This is a genomic window from Paeniroseomonas aquatica (assembly GCF_030409335.1).
Classification (GTDB): Bacteria; Pseudomonadota; Alphaproteobacteria; order Acetobacterales; family Acetobacteraceae; genus Belnapia; species Belnapia aquatica.
Window position 1 is genome coordinate 47,020 of record NZ_JAUFPN010000206.1, and the last position, 16,113, is coordinate 63,132.

Below are 16,113 nucleotides of genomic sequence, written 5' to 3' on the forward strand. Positions count from 1 at the left end.
TGATCGATTCGATATCGCAAGAGATATTCCGGGCAAAACTCGAATTCCTGGAGCCCATGATTTTGCACCATGGCCAAGGCCAATACTGCTCACCCGTAAGTGACGGTCGCTTGGCAAAAAGAAACGCCGACCAGAAAGGATTCTGGCCGGCGTCCTTCATCTTGCATCTTCACTGCGGCGCCCGCGAGGCGCCGCGGTCAAGTCTTGGGCCGGGTCAGCTCCGGCGATCGACCGCGACGTAGTCGCGGGTGCCGGCGCCCCGGTAGATCTGCCGCGGGCGGCCGATGCGCTGGGCCGGATCCTCGATCAGCTCCTTCCACTGGCTCACCCAGCCGACCGTCCGTGCCACCGCGAAGAGCACGGTGAACATGTGCGTCGGGATGCCCATCGCCTTCAGGATGATGCCCGAATAGAAGTCAACGTTCGGATAGAGTTTGCGCTGGATGAAGTAGTCGTCGGTCAGCGCGATCCGCTCCATCTCCATCGCCATGTCGAGCAGCGGGCTGTCCTTGATGCCGAGCTCGGCCAGGACCTCGTGGCAGGTGTCCTTCATGATGGTCGCGCGCGGATCGAAGTTCTTGTAGACCCGGTGGCCGAAGCCCATCAGCTTGGTGTGGCTGTTCTTGTCCTTCACTTCCTTAATGAACTGCGGGATGTTCTCCTTGGTGCCGATCTCGGCCAGCATCTTCAGCACGGCCTCGTTCGCACCGCCATGCGCCGGGCCCCAGAGGGCGGCGATGCCGGCGGCGATGCAGGCAAAGGGATTGGCGCCGGTCGAGCCCGCCAGCCGCACCGTGGAGGTCGAGGCATTCTGCTCGTGGTCGGCGTGCAGGACCAGGATGCGGTCCATCGCCCGCGACAGGATCGGGTTGTTGACGTAGGGCTCCGCCGGCACGGCGTTGAGCATGTAGAGGAAATTCTCCGCATAGCTCAGGTCGTTGCGGGGGTACATGAAGGGCTGGCCGATCGAGTACTTGTAGGCCCAGGCGGCGATGGTCGGGACCTTGGCGATCAGCCGGAAGGCCGCGATCTCACGCTGGCGCGGATCGTTGATGTCGAGGTTGTCGTGGTAGAAGGCGGCCAGCGCCCCGACCACGCCGCAGAGGATCGCCATCGGGTGGGCATCGCGGCGGAAGCCGTCGAAGAAGCGCCGCAGCTGCTCGTGCACCATGGTGTGGTTGGTGACGTTCTTGCGGAAATCGGCCAGCTGCGTGCCGGTCGGCAGCTCGCCCTCCAGCAGCAGATAGGCGACTTCGATGAAGTCGGACTTCTCGGCCAGCTGCTCGATCGGGTAGCCGCGGTACAGCAGGATGCCGGCATCGCCGTCGATGTAGGTGATCTTGCTTTCGCAGGACGCGGTGGCGCCGTAACCTGGGTCGAAGGTGAAGACCCCGAGGTCGCCGTAGAGCTTACGGATATCGGCCACTGCAGGCCCGAGCGTGCCGGTCAGGAGCGGCAGGGTGGTGCTGCGATTGGTCCCATCCAAGGTAACGGTGACGGAGGCTTTCGCCGCCTCTTTTGCCGTGCTGCTCATCTCGCCTGTATCCTCGGATATTGCGGCGCCGTAGTGGACGGGCCGACATGGTGCGGCGCAAGATATCGGTTGGCGGCGAAGCTTGGCAACGCAGCCTTGAACAAATGCTGAACGCCCCGGTGCTTCGGCACGGATCGGAAACCTGGGCGCGAATTCGCGCTCCGGCCGGCAGTGACCAGGCGGCGTTCGCCGCAACGGCCGTTCAGCGCGCCAGGCCGGCGGCGTAGGAAGCGGGTTCGGTCAGCACTGCGCGGGCCATCGCGGCATCGACCGGCCGGCCTTCCGCCGGTGGGCAGGTATCGCGCAGGCTGGCCACCTCGCTGGCCGGCACCGGCGCCCGCGCCGCCCGTTGCCGTGCGAGTGTCGCCGCCATGGGGGAGTCGCCCAGCCGCAGCCGCGCCAGCGCATCGGCCGCGGCATCCACGCCGAGGCTCGTGCACAGTGCCGGCAGCACCCCGAGGCCCTGGAGCGGCCAGCCCAGCGGTGCCAGGACCCGCGACCAGGTCACCAGCAGTTCGCCGCCGTTCGGCAGCGGCACCACCACCTGGATCAGCCCCTTGCCGGTGGTGACGCTCCCGATGACCACGGCCCGGCCCCGGTCGCCGAGGGCGGCGGCGACGATTTCGGCCGCCGAAGCGGAGCGGCCATCCACCAGCACCACCAGGGGCACGCCGGTCGCCTGGTCGCCCGCGGTCGCAACATAGACCCGGTCCGCGTCCGGGTGCCGCCCCGAGGTCCTGGCGACCACCCCGCCCGGCAAGAAGGCCCCGGCGACGGCCACCGCCTGACCCAGCAGCCCGCCGCGATTGCCGCGCAGGTCCAGCACGATGCCGCGCGGGCGGCCTGGGCGGAAGCCTTCCGCCAGGGCCGCCAGCACGTTGCGGTCGGTCGCGGTCGAGAAATTCTCGAGCTGCAGCCAAAGGATATCCTCGCGCCGCTCGGCATGCACCGTCTCCGGCGCCAGCAGGCTCCGCAACAGCCGCGCCTCGAAGCGCCGGTTGCCGCGCTGGAGGCGCAGCACCACCTCGCTGCCGGCCGGGCCTTCCAGCAAGGCGGCGGCACTGGCCAGATCCTGCCCGCTGACCGGGCGGCCGTCGATCGCCAGCACCCGGTCACCCGGCCGCAACCGCGCCATCGCCGCCGGCCCGCCCTGGCTGAGCGCCGCTAGCACCACCGTGTCGCCACGCCCGGCCGCCAGCCGCAGGCCGAGCCCCACCTGGCCGATCCGGCGCGCCCGGGCCGAGCCGGCCTCCTCCGGTGTCAGGTAGCGGCTGTAGGGGTCGAGGTGGTTGAACAATTCCTCGAAGCCGCTGCGCAGCATCCGTTCCGCCCCGGCCTGCCGCAGCAAGGGGGAGGCCTGCCATGCAGCCTCGAACAGTGCGGCCAGACCCTGGGCCAGGGCCGGCGCCGCCGCATCCCCGGCGACCGCCGGGGGGGGCAGGGGACGCGCGGCCAGCAAACGCTCGCCGGCGTTGAGCAGCAGAGTGCCGGACCGCAGCTCGGATTTCAGCAGCGGCTCCAGCACCTCGAGCCCACGCAGGGTCCAGAGCCCGATGTCGGCCGGGGCGGCGCGTTCCAGGTGCCGCTCCAGCACCGCGCCCAGCGCCACCGCCAGCACCGCCTGGACCGGTTCGCGGGGGAAATCCTCCTGTGCCGCCGCCGGCTTCGGCAGCAGCAACAGCAGGGCCAGGATCAGTGCCGCCCGGACCTGCCGCCGCCAGCCGGGCGGCGCCTGGGCTGCAGCGGCGGCAGACCCTGCATCAGGTGGAACACCATCCCGCCGGTGTGCGGCGTGGCCTCGGCGAGGCGCACCTCGACCGCCTGGCCCAGGGCAAAGCGCAGCCCCGTCCGCTGGCCCGCCAGGGCGCGCCTCGGCAAATCCTGCAACCATCGATCATCCGGCAGGGAACCGAGCGGAACAATTCCACTGGCCCCATTACTATCCACGGTGACGAACAGGCCGAAGCGTGTCACCCCGGAAATGCGTGCCTCGAACACGTCTCCGATACGATGTGCCATATGAGCCGCAAGGTAGCGGTCGACCGCGTCCCGCTCGGCCGCCGCGGACCGGCGCTCGGTGCCGGTGATATGCTCCCCGGTATCGGCAAAACGGTCCGCCTCGGGCTCCGCCAGCCCGCCGTCGCCGAGCTTCAAGCCGCGGATCAGCGCCCGGTGGACCAGGAGGTCGGCGTAGCGGCGGATCGGGCTGGTGAAATGAGCGTAGCGCGGCAGGGCCAGGCCGAAATGGCCGATGTTCTCCGGCGCATAGGCCGCCTGGGACTGGCCGCGCAGCACCGTCTCGTTCACCAGCCGCTCATGTTCCGCGCCACGAACCAGATCCAGCACCTGGGCGAAGTGGCGCGGCTGGAGCTGGTCGCCGGGCGGCAGGGTGATGTCGAAGGTGGCGAGGAAGGCGCGGAGCCCCTCCAGCTTCTCGTCCGAAGGCCGGTCGTGCACCCGGTACATGCAGGGCTGGCCGAGCCTTTCCAGCTCCTCCGCGGCGCAGACATTGGCCGCGACCATGAATTCCTCGATCAGCCGGTGGGCGTCGAGCCGGGCGCGCGGCTCCACCGCCAGCACCATCCCGGCCGGGTCGAGGATGACCCGGCGCTCCGGCAAGTCGAGGTCCAGCGTGCCACGGCGGTCGCGGGCGGACAGCAAGGCGCGGTAAGCGCCGTAGAGCGCCGCCAGGGTGCCGGTCGGGTCCTCGCCGGCATCCTGGGCGGCCTGCACCGCCTCGTAGGTCAGGCGGGCGGCGCTGCGCATCAGGCCGCGGCCGAAGCGGTGGCGGGTCTTGCTGCCAGCGGCGTCGATGTGGAATTCGACGAAGAGGCAGCCGCGGTCCTCGCCCGGGCGCAGGCTGCACCAGCCGTTGGACAGCGCCTCGGGGAGCATCGGCACGACGCGGTCGGGGAAATAGACGCTGTTGCCGCGCAGCCAGGCGTCGCGGTCCAGGGCACTGCCGGGGCGGACGTAATGCGCCACGTCGGCGATGGCGACGAGCAGCCGCCAGCCGCCCCCGGACGGCTCCGCCCAGACCGCATCGTCGAAGTCGCGCGCATCCTCGCCGTCGATGGTGACGAGGGGGATGGCCCGGAGATCCTCGCGGCCCTCGAGGGCTGCCGCCTTGGCCGCCTCGGCCTCGGCCAGGGCATCGCCATGGAAGGCATGCGGGATGCCATGCGCATGGATGCAGAGCAGCGAGACGGAGCGCGGCTCCCCCATCCGTCCCAGTCTTTCGATGATCCGGGCGGGGCGCAGGCCCAGCGCCTGGCCGGGCAGGGGTTCGGCCAGGACGATCTCGCCGGGCTCGGCGCCATTGGCCTGGCCGGGGGGGACCTCCCATTCCGCCTTGTGGCGGCGGTCGGTCGGGATGATCCGGCCATGCTCGTAGATGCCGAGGATGCGGGCGGGGGCGGGGCCGGCGACCCGCTTGACCGTGGTGCCGTCGTACTTGCTGCGGCCGGCGGGCTTCAGCCGGGCCAGAACCCGCTCGCCTGGCGCCAGCGCGGGCTGGCCGGGGCGTTCGGGGCGCATGTAGATCAGCGGCATCTCGCCCTGGGCCGAGGTCCAGCCGAGCGGCCGGGCCAGCGGGTCGCCGTCCGGGTCGGTGCCGAAGATCTCGACCACCGCCATCTCGGGCAACCGTCCGGGGGCGGCCAGCCCGTGCCGTCCCGCCGGCATCGCCGAGCCATCCTGCTTCAGGGCCTTCAGCAATTCGCGGAGCGCCGGGCGCTGGTCCGTGGTCAGGCCGAAATGCCGGCTGATCTCGGTCTTCCCGACCTTCCCGGGGGCAGCGCGGATGAAGCGCCGTAGATCCTCCTTCGAGGGCAGCGGCCGGGGCCCGGCCAGGGCATCGCCCGGCGGCCTGGCCTGGCGCCGCGGCACCTCAGGCCTTGCCCTTGGCCGCCGCCTTGGCCGCGGCTGGCTTCGCCGCGGATTTGGCCCGGACCGCTGCCTTGACCGCCGGCGCCTTGGCCGCGGCCTTCTTGGGAGCGGCCTTGGCCGCCGGCTTCGCGGCCGGAGCCTTGCGCGCCGGCGCCGGCTCCGTCGCCGGCGCTTCCGGTGGCGCAGCCCCGTTCGCCTTGGCCTTGGCGGGAGCCTTGGCCTTCGCCTTGCCCTTCCCCCCCTTGACCAGGGGCTTTAGCTCCTTGCCCTTCTCGGCCAGCAGGGTGACCACCTGCTCCAGCGTCGCCTCCTCCATCGCCAGGTTGCGCGGCAGGTTGGCGACGGTCTTGCCGTGCTGGGCATAGGGGCCGAAGCGGCCCTTGCGGATCTCGACCGGGGCGCCGTCCTTCGGATGGGTTCCGAGCAGCCGCACCTTGGCCCGCGCCTTGGCCAGCAGCTCCATCGCCCGGTTCATGCCGAGCGCCAGCACGTCGTCGCCGGGCTCCAGCGACTGGTAGGTGGTGCCGAGCCGGATGTAGGGGCCGAAGCGGCCGATGCCGGCGGTGATCTCCTCGCCGGTCTCGGGGTCGCGGCCGATCGGCCGCGGCAGCGACAGCAGCGCCACCGCCCGGTCGAGGTCGAGGGTCTCCGGGTCCATGTCCCGCGTCAGGCTGGACCTTCGGGGCTTGGTCGGCTTGCCCTTGGCATCGACCCCGGCCTCGCCCTGCTGGACATAGAGCCCGTAGGGGCCGCGGCGGAGGGTGATGGCCTCGCCGCTCGCCGGGTCCTGGCCCAGCTCGCGCTGGCCCTCGGCCAGGCTGGTGGTGTTCTCGCCGTCGGCACCGGGCACCGCCAGCGGCCGGGTGTAGCGGCATTCTGGGTAGTTGGAGCAGCCGATGAAGGCGCCGGTGCGGCCCAGACGCAGTCCGAGCCGGCCGCCCGAGCAGGCCGGGCAGACCCGCGGGTCGGTGCCATCGGCCTTGGCCGGGAAGAAGTGCGGCCCGAGCTCCTCGTCCAGCGTGTCGATGACGTCGCTGATCTTGAGGTCCTTGGTCGCATCGATGGCCTTGCGGAAATCCTCCCAGAAGGCCCGCATGACCGCGCGCCAGTCGATCTTGCCGCCGGAGATGTCGTCGAGCTGACCCTCGAGTCCGGCGGTGAAGCCGGTATCGACGTAGCGCTCGAAGAAGGAGACCAGGAAGGCGGTCACCAGCCTCCCGCGGTCCTGCGGGATGAAGCGCCGCTTGTCGAGCGTGACGTAGTCGCGGTCCTGCAGCACCTGCAGGATGGAGGCATAGGTGGAGGGCCGGCCGATGCCGAGCTCCTCCATCTTCTTCACCAGCGAGGCTTCCGAGAAGCGCGGCGGCGGCTGGGTGAAGTGCTGGCTGGCGGTGACCTCGCCGCGCTTCAGCGGGTCGTTCTCCCGCATCGGCGGCAGGGTGCGGGTATCGTCGTCCGGCTTGGCGTCGTCGGGGGCGGCGATGCCGGCACGGGCATCGGCGGCGCGGTCGTCCTCGTCCTCGCGGTACAGCTTGAGGAAGCCGTCGAAGGCGATGACCGAGCCGGTCGCCCGCAGGATGGTCTTGCGGCTCTCGTCCGCCAGCTCGACCGTGGTCTGGTCGATCTCGGCCGATTGCATCTGGCTGGCGACGGCGCGCTTCCAGACCAGCTCGTAGAGCTTGCGCTGCCGGTCGTCGAGGAAGCGGGCGACCTTCTCCGGGGTATTGGCGACGTCGGTCGGGCGCACCGCCTCATGCGCTTCCTGGGCGTTCTTGGCCTTGGAGCTGTATTCCCGCGGCGCGCTGGGCAAATAGCTCGCGCCGAACTCCTCCTGCACGTGGTCGCGGATCGCGGCGATCGCCTCCCGCGCCATCTGCACGCCGTCGGTCCGCATGTAGGTGATGAGACCGACGGTCTCGCCCTGCATGTCGACGCCTTCATAGAGCTGCTGCGCCGTGCGCATGGTCTGCTGGGCGCCGAAGCCGAGCTTCCGGCTGGCTTCCTGCTGCAGGGTGCTGGTGGTGAAGGGCGCTGGCGGGTTGCGCTTGACCCGGCGCTTCTCGACCGTGGTGACCGCGAAGGTCCCGGCCTCGACCTGCGCCTTGGCGGCCATCGCCTTGGCTTCGTCGTTCAGGTCGAACTGGTCGAGCTTGCGGCCATCGAGGTGGGTCAGCCGGGCGCCGAAGGGGGCGCCCTGCGGCGTCTGGAAGCGGCCTTCCACGCTCCAGTATTCGCGGGCGCGGAAGTCCTCGATCTCGGCCTCACGCTCGCAGATCAGCCGCAGCGCGACGGATTGCACCCGCCCCGCCGAACGGCTGCCGGGCAGCTTCCGCCACAGCACCGGCGAGAGGGTGAAGCCGACCAGGTAGTCCAGCGCGCGCCGGGCCAGATAGGCGTCAATCAGCGGCGCATCGAGATCGCGCGGATGGGCGAGGGCGTATTGCACCGCCCGCTTGGTGATCTCGTTGAAGGTGATGCGGCGGACCTCGACACCCTTCAGCGCGCCGCGGCGGGCCAGCATCTCCTGGACGTGCCAGGAGATCGCCTCGCCCTCCCGATCCGGATCGGTGGCGAGGAAGAGCCGCTTGGCCCCCTTCAGGGCCCGAGCGATCTCGTTGACCTGGCGTTCGCCGCGGTCCTCGGATTCCCAGTCCATGGCGAAATCCTCGTCCGGCCGGACCGAGCCGTCCTTGGGCGGCAGGTCGCGCACATGGCCGAAGCTGGCCAGGACCTTGAAGTCCCCGCCGAGGTATTTGTTGATGGTCTTGGCCTTGGCCGGCGATTCGACGACGACGACGTCCGTCATGGACTCCAGATCCGTTGGCCCACTGCGTTCGGGCAAGGAAGGCGCGATCTTCGGGTCACCCTTCAGGACCTGATCAGGCGGGGCAGGTGAGCGCCACCCGGTTGCCCGGCAGCATCTCCACCCGCCCTGCCAGCTCAAGATCGAGAAGGATCGCCTGGACCGCGGAGGGCGACAGGTGGCAGCGCCGCATCACCTCGTCAACCGCGATCGGGTCACCACTAAGCAATTCAAGCACTTGGCCCGCATCGTCCGGAGGAGGGGACGGTTCCAGCACCGATTCAGCCATTCGATCGGCATCGGTCCAACGCGGCTGGGGCGCGAAGACCGGCCCGTCGTGCGGCGCCTCGGGCAGGTGCTCAAGCACGTCGGCGACGGATTCGGTCAGGTGCGCGCCCTGGCGGATCAGGTCGTTGGAGCCGCGGCAGCGGGGATCGAGCGGGCTGCCCGGCACGGCGAAGAGCTCCCGCCCCGCCTCCAGCGCCAGCCGGGCCGTGATGAGGCTGCCCGAGCGCAGCGCCGCCTCCACCACCACCACGCCGAGCGAGAGGCTGGCGACGATGCGGTTGCGCCGGGGGAAGTGGCGGGCGAGGGGGGCGGTGCCAAATGGCGCCTCGGCGACCACCGCGCCGCCCTCCTCGGCGATGCGGGCCTGCAGCTTGGCATGGTCCGGCGGATAGGGCTGGTCGAGCCCGCCGGCGATGGCGGCGACGGTGCGGCCCCGCCGCAGCGCCCCGAGATGGGCCGCGGCGTCGATGCCCCGCGCCAGGCCGGAGACCACCACCAGCCCGGCCGCGGCGAGCTGTTCGGCTAGGTCCTCCGCCATGCGCCGGCCCCCGGCCGAGGCATTGCGGGCGCCGACCAGGGCGACGGCACGGCCGGTCAGGGCGGCCGGGTCGCCAAGCACGGCCAGGACCGGCGGCGCATCCTCCTGCAGGTCGAGCAGCGGCGGGTAGGGGAGCTCCCCGGCGAAGAGGAAGCGGCCGCCGAGGCGCTGCACCGCGGCCCATTCCCGCCGCGCATCCGCCTCCGGGCAGATCACCAGCGGTGTGCCGCGGCGGGCGGCCAGCCGGGGCAGGGCAGCGAGCGCGGCGGCGGCGCTGCCGTGCCGGGCCATCAGCCGGCGGAAATTGACCGGACCGATGCCGTCGGTGCGGGCCAGCCGCAGGCGGGCGAGCTCCTCGGCCTCGGTCTGGCGCGGGCGGGCTGCGAACAAGGCGCCGGATCCTTCATTCTTGCAGCGCAAGAATAGCCGGTTTTCGCGCCTGGCGCCCTAATCTCGTGAGATGCTCAACTCCGCCGGCCGATCCTCGGCTCCGTCCCCGCCAGCAGCCGCGCAATGTTGCCGCGGTGGCGGATGACCACCAGCGCGGCGATCCCGGCGCTGAAGAGCGCCAGGTCCGGCCGCCCGGCCAGCAGGGCCACCACCGGCGCCGCGGCGCAGGCCGCCATCGACGCGGCGGAGGAGATCCGCAGGCTGAAGGCGACCGCCAGCCAGACCAGCGCCGCGGCGAGGCCGAGCCACCAGCCGGCGGCCAGGAGCACGCCGCCCCCGGTGGCGACGCCCTTGCCGCCCTTGAACCCTAGCCAGACCGGGAAGGCATGGCCCAGCATGGCGCCGAAGCCGGCCGCCAGCCCGGCCTGCTCGCCCCAGAGCTGCCCGGCCAGCCAAAGCGCCAGGGCGCCCTTGCCGACATCAAGCGCCAGGGTGGCGGCGGCCAGCGGCTTGTTGCCGGTGCGCAGCACGTTGGTCGCCCCGATGTTGCCGGAGCCGATGGCGCGGATGTCGCCGAGCCCGGCCGCGCGGGTCAGCAGCAGGCCCCAGGGGACCGAGCCCAGCAGGTAGCCCAGGGCCAGGGCCAGCAGCAGGCTCATGCGCCGAAGACCCGCCGCCCGGCCTTCCAGGTGCCGAGGACACGGCCTTCCAGGGCCCGGCCGTCGAAGGGCGAGTTCTGCGCCTTGCCCGGCAGCGCCCCGGCCTTGACCTGCCAGCCGCGGTCGAGGTCGAACAGCACGAGGTCGGCCGCGGCGCCCTTGGCCAGCCGCCCGGCCTCGATGCCGAGCAGCGCGGCGGGCCGCGCGGTCAGCAGGTCGAGCGCCTGCAACAGGGTCAGGTCGCCGCCATGGACCCGCGCCAGGGTGACGCCGAGCAGGGTGGCGAGACCGGCGCCGCCGGGCTCCGCCTGGGCGAAGGGCAGGCGCTTGTCGTCGGCGTCGCGCGGCTGGTGGTCGGAGGCGATGGCATCGATGGTGCCATCGGCCAGGGCTGCCACCACCTGCAGCCGGTCGGCATCCGGGCGCAGCGGCGGCGAGAGCTTGGCATAGGTGCGCCAGTCGCCGATGGCGGTCTCGTTCAGGTCGAAATAGGGCGGGGCGGTGTCGCAGGTGACGGCGAGCCCCTCGGCCTTGGCGGTGCGGATCAACGCCAGGGCCGCACCGGTGCTGACATGGGCGAAGTGGACGTGGCCGCCGGTGAGCCGGGCCAGGGCGATGTCGCGGGCGACCAGCATGGACTCGGCGGCGGCGGGGATGCCGGGCAGGCCGAGCCGCGTGGCCAGCTCCCCCTCGGTTGCGGCGCCGCCGGCGGCAAGGCTTGGCTCCTCCGGATGCTGCACCACCATGCGGCCGAAGGCGCGGGCATAGGAGAGCGCGAGGCGCATGGTGCGGGCACTGCCGATGGCCCGCCGGCCATCGGTGAAGGCGATGGCGCCGGCTTCCAGCAGCAGCCCGTATTCGGCCAGCTCGCGGCCCTCGCACTGCTTGGTGGCGGCGCCGTAGGGCAGCAGGGTGATGCAGCCGGTCGCCGCGCCGCGGCGGAGGACGAACTCCACCAGCGCCGGGTCGTCCAGCGCCGGATGGGTATCTGGCAGGGCGCAGAGGGTGGTGATGCCGCCGGCGACCGCGGCGCTGGCGGCAGAGGCGATGGTCTCGCGGTGCTCGAAGCCCGGCTCGCCGATGGCGGCGCGGAGGTCGATGAGGCCGGGGGCCAGGCAGAGGCCGGTGGCGTCGAGCGTCGGGATGCCCTCGGGGCGGCCGAAGCCGGTGCCGGTCTCGGCGATGCGGCCGTCCCGGATCAGCAGGTCGCCGGGCGAATCGAGGCCGGTCGCCGGGTCCAGCAGGCGGGCGCCAAGGAACAGAATATCATGCATTGCGGCGAAGGTCCCGGGCCAGCACGTCCAGCACCGCCATCCGGCAGGCGACGCCCATTTCCACCTGTTCGCCGATGACGCTCCGTTCCGGGTCGTCGGCGATGGCGCTGTCAATCTCGATGCCGCGGTTCATCGGGCCGGGGTGCATGACGATGGCGTCCGGGCGGGCCCAGGCCAGCTTCTCCGCGTCCAGGCCGAAGAATCGGAAGAACTCGCGGGAGGAGGGGACCAGGCCGCCGGTCATCCGTTCCTTCTGGAGGCGCAGCATCATCACCACATCGGCGCCGTCGAGACCTTTCTTCATGTCGTGGAAGACCTCGACGCCGAGCCGTGCGGCCTCGGCCGGGATGAGGGTAGGCGGGCCGATGAGGCGGACCCGGGCATTCATCGCCGTCAGCAGGTGGATGTTCGAGCGCGCCACCCGGCTATGCAGCACGTCGCCGCAGATGGCGACGGTCAGGCCTTCCAGGCGGCCCTTGCGGCGGCGGATGGTGAGCGCATCCAGCAGTGCCTGGGTCGGGTGCTCATGGGTGCCGTCGCCGGCATTGATGACGGCGGCGGAGACCTTCTGGGAGAGCAGCGCCGGAGCGCCGGACTGGCCGTGGCGGACCACCAGCAGGTCGCAATGCATGGCGTTCAAGGTGGTCGCCGTGTCGATCAGCGTCTCCCCCTTGTTCACGCTGCTGGTGGAGACCGCCATGTTGATCACATCCGCCCCGAGCCGCTTGCCGGCCAGCTCGAAGCTAGTGCGGGTGCGGGTGCTGTCCTCGAAGAAGAGGTTGATCAGGGTGCGGCCGCGCAGCAGGTCCCGCTGGGTCTTTCCCTGACGGTTGAGCAGCGCATAATTCTCCGCCAGGTCGAGCAGGGCGCCGATATGCGGCGGCTCGAGCCCCTCGATGGCGAGGAGGTGGCCATCGGGGAGGATGGGGAAGGAGAAGGACATTCAGGGACAGCCTGTACCGGGTGGCGGCACCCTAGCCGCCGGGCCCCATCTGTCCAAGCTGGTGGCGTCCAGGGCCGACTGCAGCATCCAGGCCGCCGCCGCTGCATCCACCGCCGCGGCCCGCTTGGCCCGGGTCAGGTCCGCCTCGCCGATCAGCATGCGGTTGACCGCGGCGCTGGACAGCCGCTCGTCCCAGAGCGCCACCGGCAGGCCGACCGCGGCGGCGATGGCCATGGCCCAGTCCTTCGCCGCCTGGGCCGCCGGGCCGAAGCTGCCGTCCATCGACAGCGGCAGGCCTGCGACCAGCCCGCCGACCGATTCCTTGCGGATGATCGCGGCCAGCTCTGCCGCATTGGCGGCCAGCTTGCCGCGCCGGATCACGCCGTAGGGGCTGGCCAGCATCAGCGAGGGGTCGGACAGTGCCAGCCCCACCACCCGGCTGCCGGGGTCGAGGCCGATGAGGCGTTGGCCGCGCGGCAGGCCGGCGCGGAGGTCGATCAGGTTGAACAGGGCCATGGGGGGCCTTATAGCCCTCCGGCTGCGCAAGACTGGAATGGACCATGTCCCTCGATCTCGACCAGGTGAGGCGGATTGCCTCGCTCGCCCGCATCCGGCTGAAGGAATCCGAGCTCGGCCAGGCCCAGGCCGAGCTGAACGGCATCCTCGGCTGGATCGAGCAATTGCAGGCGGTCGATACCGACGGCATCGAGCCGATGGCCGGCGGCGGCGCCGTCGCGCTGCGGCCGCGGCCGGATGCGGTGACCGATGGCGGCCAGGCCGAGCGGGTGCTGGCCAATGCGCCGGACCGGCAGGGCGAATATTTCGGCGTTCCGAAGGTGGTCGAATAACATGCACCCGACCGATTTCACCCTGCGCGGCGCGATCGACGCGCTGAGCGAGGGCATCATCAGCTCAGTCGAGCTGACGAGCGCGCACCTGGACGCGATCGCGAAGCTGAACCCTCGGTTGAACGCCTATATCAGCGTGACCGGCGAGCAGGCGCTGGCCCAGGCCAGGGCCAGCGATGCCCGCCGGGCCGAGGGCACCGCGGGGCCGCTGGACGGCGTGCCGCTGGCGATCAAGGACCTGTTCTGCACCGCCGGCACCCGCACCACGGCCGGCAGCCGGATCCTCGGCAATTTCACCCCGCCCTATGAGAGCACCGTCTCGGCCAACCTGCTGCGGGATGGCGCGGTCTTCCTCGGCAAGGCGAACCTCGACGAATTCGCCATGGGCTCCTCCAATACCACCAGCGCCTTCGGGCCGGTGGAGAACCCATGGTCGCGGCGCAACGACCCGGAGACGCGGCTGGTGCCCGGCGGCTCCTCCGGCGGGTCGGCCGCCGCCGTCGCGGCGCGGCTGGCGCTGGGGGCGACGGCGACGGATACCGGCGGCTCGATCCGCCAGCCGGCGGCCTTCTGCGGCATCGCCGGCATCAAGCCGACCTACGGGCGATGCTCGCGCTTCGGCATCGTGGCCTTCGCCTCCTCCCTCGACCAGGCCGGGCCGGTGGCCCGCACCGTCGAGGATTGCGCCATCCTGCTGAGGTCCATGGCCGGCTTCGATCCGAAGGACAGCACCTCGGCCGACGTGCCGGTGCCCGACTTCGGCGCCGCCTGCGCCCGCGGGGTGAAGGGGCTGCGGATCGGCGTGCCGAAGGAATACCGGCTGGACGGGACGCCGCCGGAGATCGCGGCGCTCTGGGAGCAGGGCCTCGCCTGGCTCCGCGCGCAGGGGGCCGAGACGGTCGAGATCAGCCTGCCGCACACGCAGTACGCCCTGCCGACCTACTACATCGTGGCGCCGGCCGAAGCTTCCTCCAACCTCGCCCGCTACGATGGCGTACGCTTCGGCCTGCGGGTGACGGAGCCGGGCAGCGACCTTAAGGACCTCTATGAGCGGACCCGGGCCGAGGGCTTCGGCGCCGAGGTGCGGCGACGCATCCTGATCGGCACCTATGTGCTGAGCGCCGGCTACTACGACGCCTATTACCTGAAGGCGCAGAAGATCCGGGCGCTGATCAAGCGGGACTTCGACGAGGCCTTCCGGACGGTCGATGCCATCGTCACCCCGGCGACGCCCTCCGCCGCCTTCGGGATGGACGAGAAGCAGGACGACCCGGTGAAGATGTACCTGAACGACGTCTTCACCGTGACCGCCAACCTCGCCGGCCTGCCGGGCCTGGCGGTGCCGGCCGGGCTGGACGGGCAGGGGCTGCCGCTCGGCCTGCAGGTCATCGGCCGGGCCTTCGACGAGGAGACGGTCTTCGCCGTCGGCGCCGCCATCGAGCATGCCGCCGACTTCACCGCCTTGCCGGCTTTGAGGGCTGGGATATGAGCTACACACTCGAGGGCCGCACCGGCACCTGGGAGATCGTCTGCGGCCTGGAGGTCCATGCCCAGGTCACCTCGCAGTCCAAGCTGTTCAGCGGCGCCGCCACGGCCTTCGGTGCCAGCCCGAACAGCCAGGTGTCGTTCATCGATGCCGGCTTCCCCGGCATGCTGCCGGTCATCAACCAGGAATGCGTGGCCCAGGCGGTGCGCACCGGCCTCGGGCTGAATGCCGAGATCCATCTCTGGTCGCGCTTCGACCGCAAGAACTACTTCTATGCCGACCTGCCGCAGGGCTACCAGATCAGTCAGTTCGCCCATCCCATCGTCGGGACCGGCACGGTCGAGATCACCCTGGCCGACGGCAGCACCAAGCCCATCGGCATCACCCGGCTGCATCTCGAGCAGGATGCCGGCAAGTCGTTGCACGACCAGCACCCGCAGAAGAGCTTCATCGACCTGAACCGCTCCGGCGTCGCGCTGATGGAGATCGTCTCCGAGGCCGACATCCGCAGCCCCGAGGAAGCCGGCGCCTACCTCACCAAGCTGCGGCAGATCCTGCGCTACCTCGGCACCTGCGACGGCAACATGGACGAGGGCTCGATGCGGGCCGACGTCAATGTCTCCGTCCGCCGCGCCGGCGAGCCCTACCGCACCCGCTGCGAGGTGAAGAACGTCAATTCCATCCGCTTCGTCATGCAGGCGGTGGAGGCCGAGGCGCGGCGGCAGATCGAGGTCTGGGAGGAGGGCGGCGAGGTCCAGCAGGAGACCCGGCTGTTCGACACCGGCCGAGGCGTCACCCGCTCCATGCGCTCCAAGGAGGATGCGCACGACTACCGCTACTTCCCCGACCCCGACCTACCCCCGCTGGTGCTGGATGCCGCCTGGGTGGAGAGTCTGAAGGCGGCGCTGCCGGAGTTGCCGGATGCGCGGCGGGCGCGCTACGCAGCCATGGGCCTGTCGCCCTACGACGCCCATGTCCTGACGCTCGAGAAGGAGACCGCGGCCTTCTTCGAGGCGGTGGCCCAGGGCCGCGATGCCAAGACCGTGGCGAATTGGGTGACCGGCGATTTCTTCGCCGCCCTCAACCGCACCGGCCACGACATCGGCTCCAGCCCGGTCGGCGCCGCCGGCCTGGCGGAGCTGCTCGACCTGATCGCCGACAAGACGATCAACGGCAAGATCGCCAAGGACGTGCTGGCGCTGATGTTCGAGACGGGCGAGGGCGCGACCGCCATCGTCGATGCCCGCGGCCTGCGGCAGGTCGTGGATACCGGCGCGATCGAGGCGGCCATCGAGGCGGTGATGGCGGCGAATGCCGGCAAGGTCGCGGAATACCGCTCCGGCAAGGACAAGCTCTTCGGCTTCTTCGTCGGCCAGGTGATGAAGGCGATGCAGGGCAAGGGCAACCCGGCCCTGGTCAACGACGTGCTGAAGCAGAAGCTGGGCTGAGTCAGGCGCGGCGC

Annotated in this window: 12 protein-coding genes; 3 read left to right on the forward strand and 9 right to left on the reverse strand. The window is 71.1% G+C overall.

Annotated features, from left to right (window positions below):
• Positions 1 to 214: 214 nt before the first annotated feature.
• The 9 genes from gltA to ruvX all read right to left on the reverse strand — a co-directional run bounded on the left by gltA (position 215) and on the right by ruvX (position 12,833).
• On the reverse strand, positions 215 to 1,534 hold the full coding sequence (gene gltA / locus QWZ14_RS28385) for a citrate synthase (protein WP_290320425.1): 1,320 nt from the start codon (positions 1,532 to 1,534) through the stop codon (positions 215 to 217).
• 202 nt (positions 1,535 to 1,736) lie between these two features.
• Positions 1,737 to 3,212 carry a S41 family peptidase gene (locus tag QWZ14_RS28390; RefSeq protein ID WP_290320426.1) on the reverse strand — a complete coding sequence of 492 codons (1,476 nt, stop codon included), beginning with the start codon at positions 3,210 to 3,212 and terminating at the stop codon, positions 1,737 to 1,739.
• A 14-nt stretch (positions 3,213 to 3,226) separates the two neighbouring features.
• Positions 3,227 to 5,422 carry a ribonuclease R gene (gene rnr / locus QWZ14_RS28395; protein ID WP_290320427.1) on the reverse strand — a complete coding sequence of 732 codons (2,196 nt, stop codon included), beginning with the start codon at positions 5,420 to 5,422 and terminating at the stop codon, positions 3,227 to 3,229.
• Between the two features lies 1 nt (position 5,423).
• A complete protein-coding gene (gene topA, locus QWZ14_RS28400) occupies positions 5,424 to 8,228 on the reverse strand; it encodes a type I DNA topoisomerase (RefSeq protein WP_290320428.1) in 2,805 nt (934 codons plus the stop codon).
• A gap of 73 nt (positions 8,229 to 8,301) precedes the next feature.
• The gene (gene dprA / locus QWZ14_RS28405) at positions 8,302 to 9,441 is read right to left on the reverse strand and encodes a DNA-processing protein DprA (RefSeq protein WP_290320429.1); all 1,140 of its coding nucleotides are present in this window, start codon (positions 9,439 to 9,441) and stop codon (positions 8,302 to 8,304) included.
• A 74-nt stretch (positions 9,442 to 9,515) separates the two neighbouring features.
• Positions 9,516 to 10,100, reverse strand: coding sequence for a glycerol-3-phosphate 1-O-acyltransferase PlsY (gene plsY / locus QWZ14_RS28410; protein WP_290320430.1), 585 nt, complete (start codon positions 10,098 to 10,100; stop codon positions 9,516 to 9,518).
• On the reverse strand, positions 10,097 to 11,374 hold the full coding sequence (locus tag QWZ14_RS28415) for a dihydroorotase (protein ID WP_290320431.1): 1,278 nt from the start codon (positions 11,372 to 11,374) through the stop codon (positions 10,097 to 10,099). The genes plsY and QWZ14_RS28415 overlap by 4 nt, the downstream gene beginning before the upstream one ends.
• Complete coding sequence (locus QWZ14_RS28420; protein WP_290320432.1) at positions 11,367 to 12,317, reverse strand: aspartate carbamoyltransferase catalytic subunit; 951 nt, start codon at positions 12,315 to 12,317, stop codon at positions 11,367 to 11,369. The genes QWZ14_RS28415 and QWZ14_RS28420 overlap by 8 nt, the downstream gene beginning before the upstream one ends.
• Entirely contained in the window at positions 12,318 to 12,833 is a 516-nt protein-coding gene (gene ruvX / locus QWZ14_RS28425) for a Holliday junction resolvase RuvX (protein WP_290320433.1), read from the reverse strand. It abuts the gene before it with no gap.
• Between the two features lie 44 nt (positions 12,834 to 12,877).
• On the opposite strand from ruvX, the gene gatC reads away from it, so the two are divergent.
• The 3 genes from gatC to gatB are packed head-to-tail and all read left to right on the forward strand — an operon-like array spanning position 12,878 to position 16,099.
• Positions 12,878 to 13,165, forward strand: coding sequence for an Asp-tRNA(Asn)/Glu-tRNA(Gln) amidotransferase subunit GatC (gatC, locus tag QWZ14_RS28430; RefSeq protein ID WP_290320434.1), 288 nt, complete (start codon positions 12,878 to 12,880; stop codon positions 13,163 to 13,165).
• Position 13,166: 1 nt separating this feature from the next.
• The gene (gene gatA, locus QWZ14_RS28435) at positions 13,167 to 14,654 is read left to right on the forward strand and encodes an Asp-tRNA(Asn)/Glu-tRNA(Gln) amidotransferase subunit GatA (RefSeq protein WP_290320435.1); all 1,488 of its coding nucleotides are present in this window, start codon (positions 13,167 to 13,169) and stop codon (positions 14,652 to 14,654) included.
• Complete coding sequence (gatB, locus tag QWZ14_RS28440) at positions 14,651 to 16,099, forward strand: Asp-tRNA(Asn)/Glu-tRNA(Gln) amidotransferase subunit GatB (protein ID WP_290320436.1); 1,449 nt, start codon at positions 14,651 to 14,653, stop codon at positions 16,097 to 16,099. The genes gatA and gatB overlap by 4 nt, the downstream gene beginning before the upstream one ends.
• Positions 16,100 to 16,113 lie beyond the last annotated feature (14 nt).

What these genes read in the sequence shown, in the direction of transcription:
- ruvX (WP_290320433.1), bottom strand. Translation starts at nt 12,833, where the DNA reads ATGGCCCTGTTCAACCTGATCGACCTCCGCGCCGGCCTGCCGCGCGGC.
- gatA (WP_290320435.1), top strand. Translation starts at nt 13,167, where the DNA reads ATGCACCCGACCGATTTCACCCTGCGCGGCGCGATCGACGCGCTGAGC.
- plsY (WP_290320430.1), bottom strand. Translation starts at nt 10,100, where the DNA reads ATGAGCCTGCTGCTGGCCCTGGCCCTGGGCTACCTGCTGGGCTCGGTC.
- gatC (WP_290320434.1), top strand. Translation starts at nt 12,878, where the DNA reads ATGTCCCTCGATCTCGACCAGGTGAGGCGGATTGCCTCGCTCGCCCGC.
- QWZ14_RS28415 (WP_290320431.1), bottom strand. Translation starts at nt 11,374, where the DNA reads ATGCATGATATTCTGTTCCTTGGCGCCCGCCTGCTGGACCCGGCGACC.
- gatB (WP_290320436.1), top strand. Translation starts at nt 14,651, where the DNA reads ATGAGCTACACACTCGAGGGCCGCACCGGCACCTGGGAGATCGTCTGC.
- topA (WP_290320428.1), bottom strand. Translation starts at nt 8,228, where the DNA reads ATGACGGACGTCGTCGTCGTCGAATCGCCGGCCAAGGCCAAGACCATC.
- QWZ14_RS28420 (WP_290320432.1), bottom strand. Translation starts at nt 12,317, where the DNA reads ATGTCCTTCTCCTTCCCCATCCTCCCCGATGGCCACCTCCTCGCCATC.
- gltA (WP_290320425.1), bottom strand. Translation starts at nt 1,534, where the DNA reads ATGAGCAGCACGGCAAAAGAGGCGGCGAAAGCCTCCGTCACCGTTACC.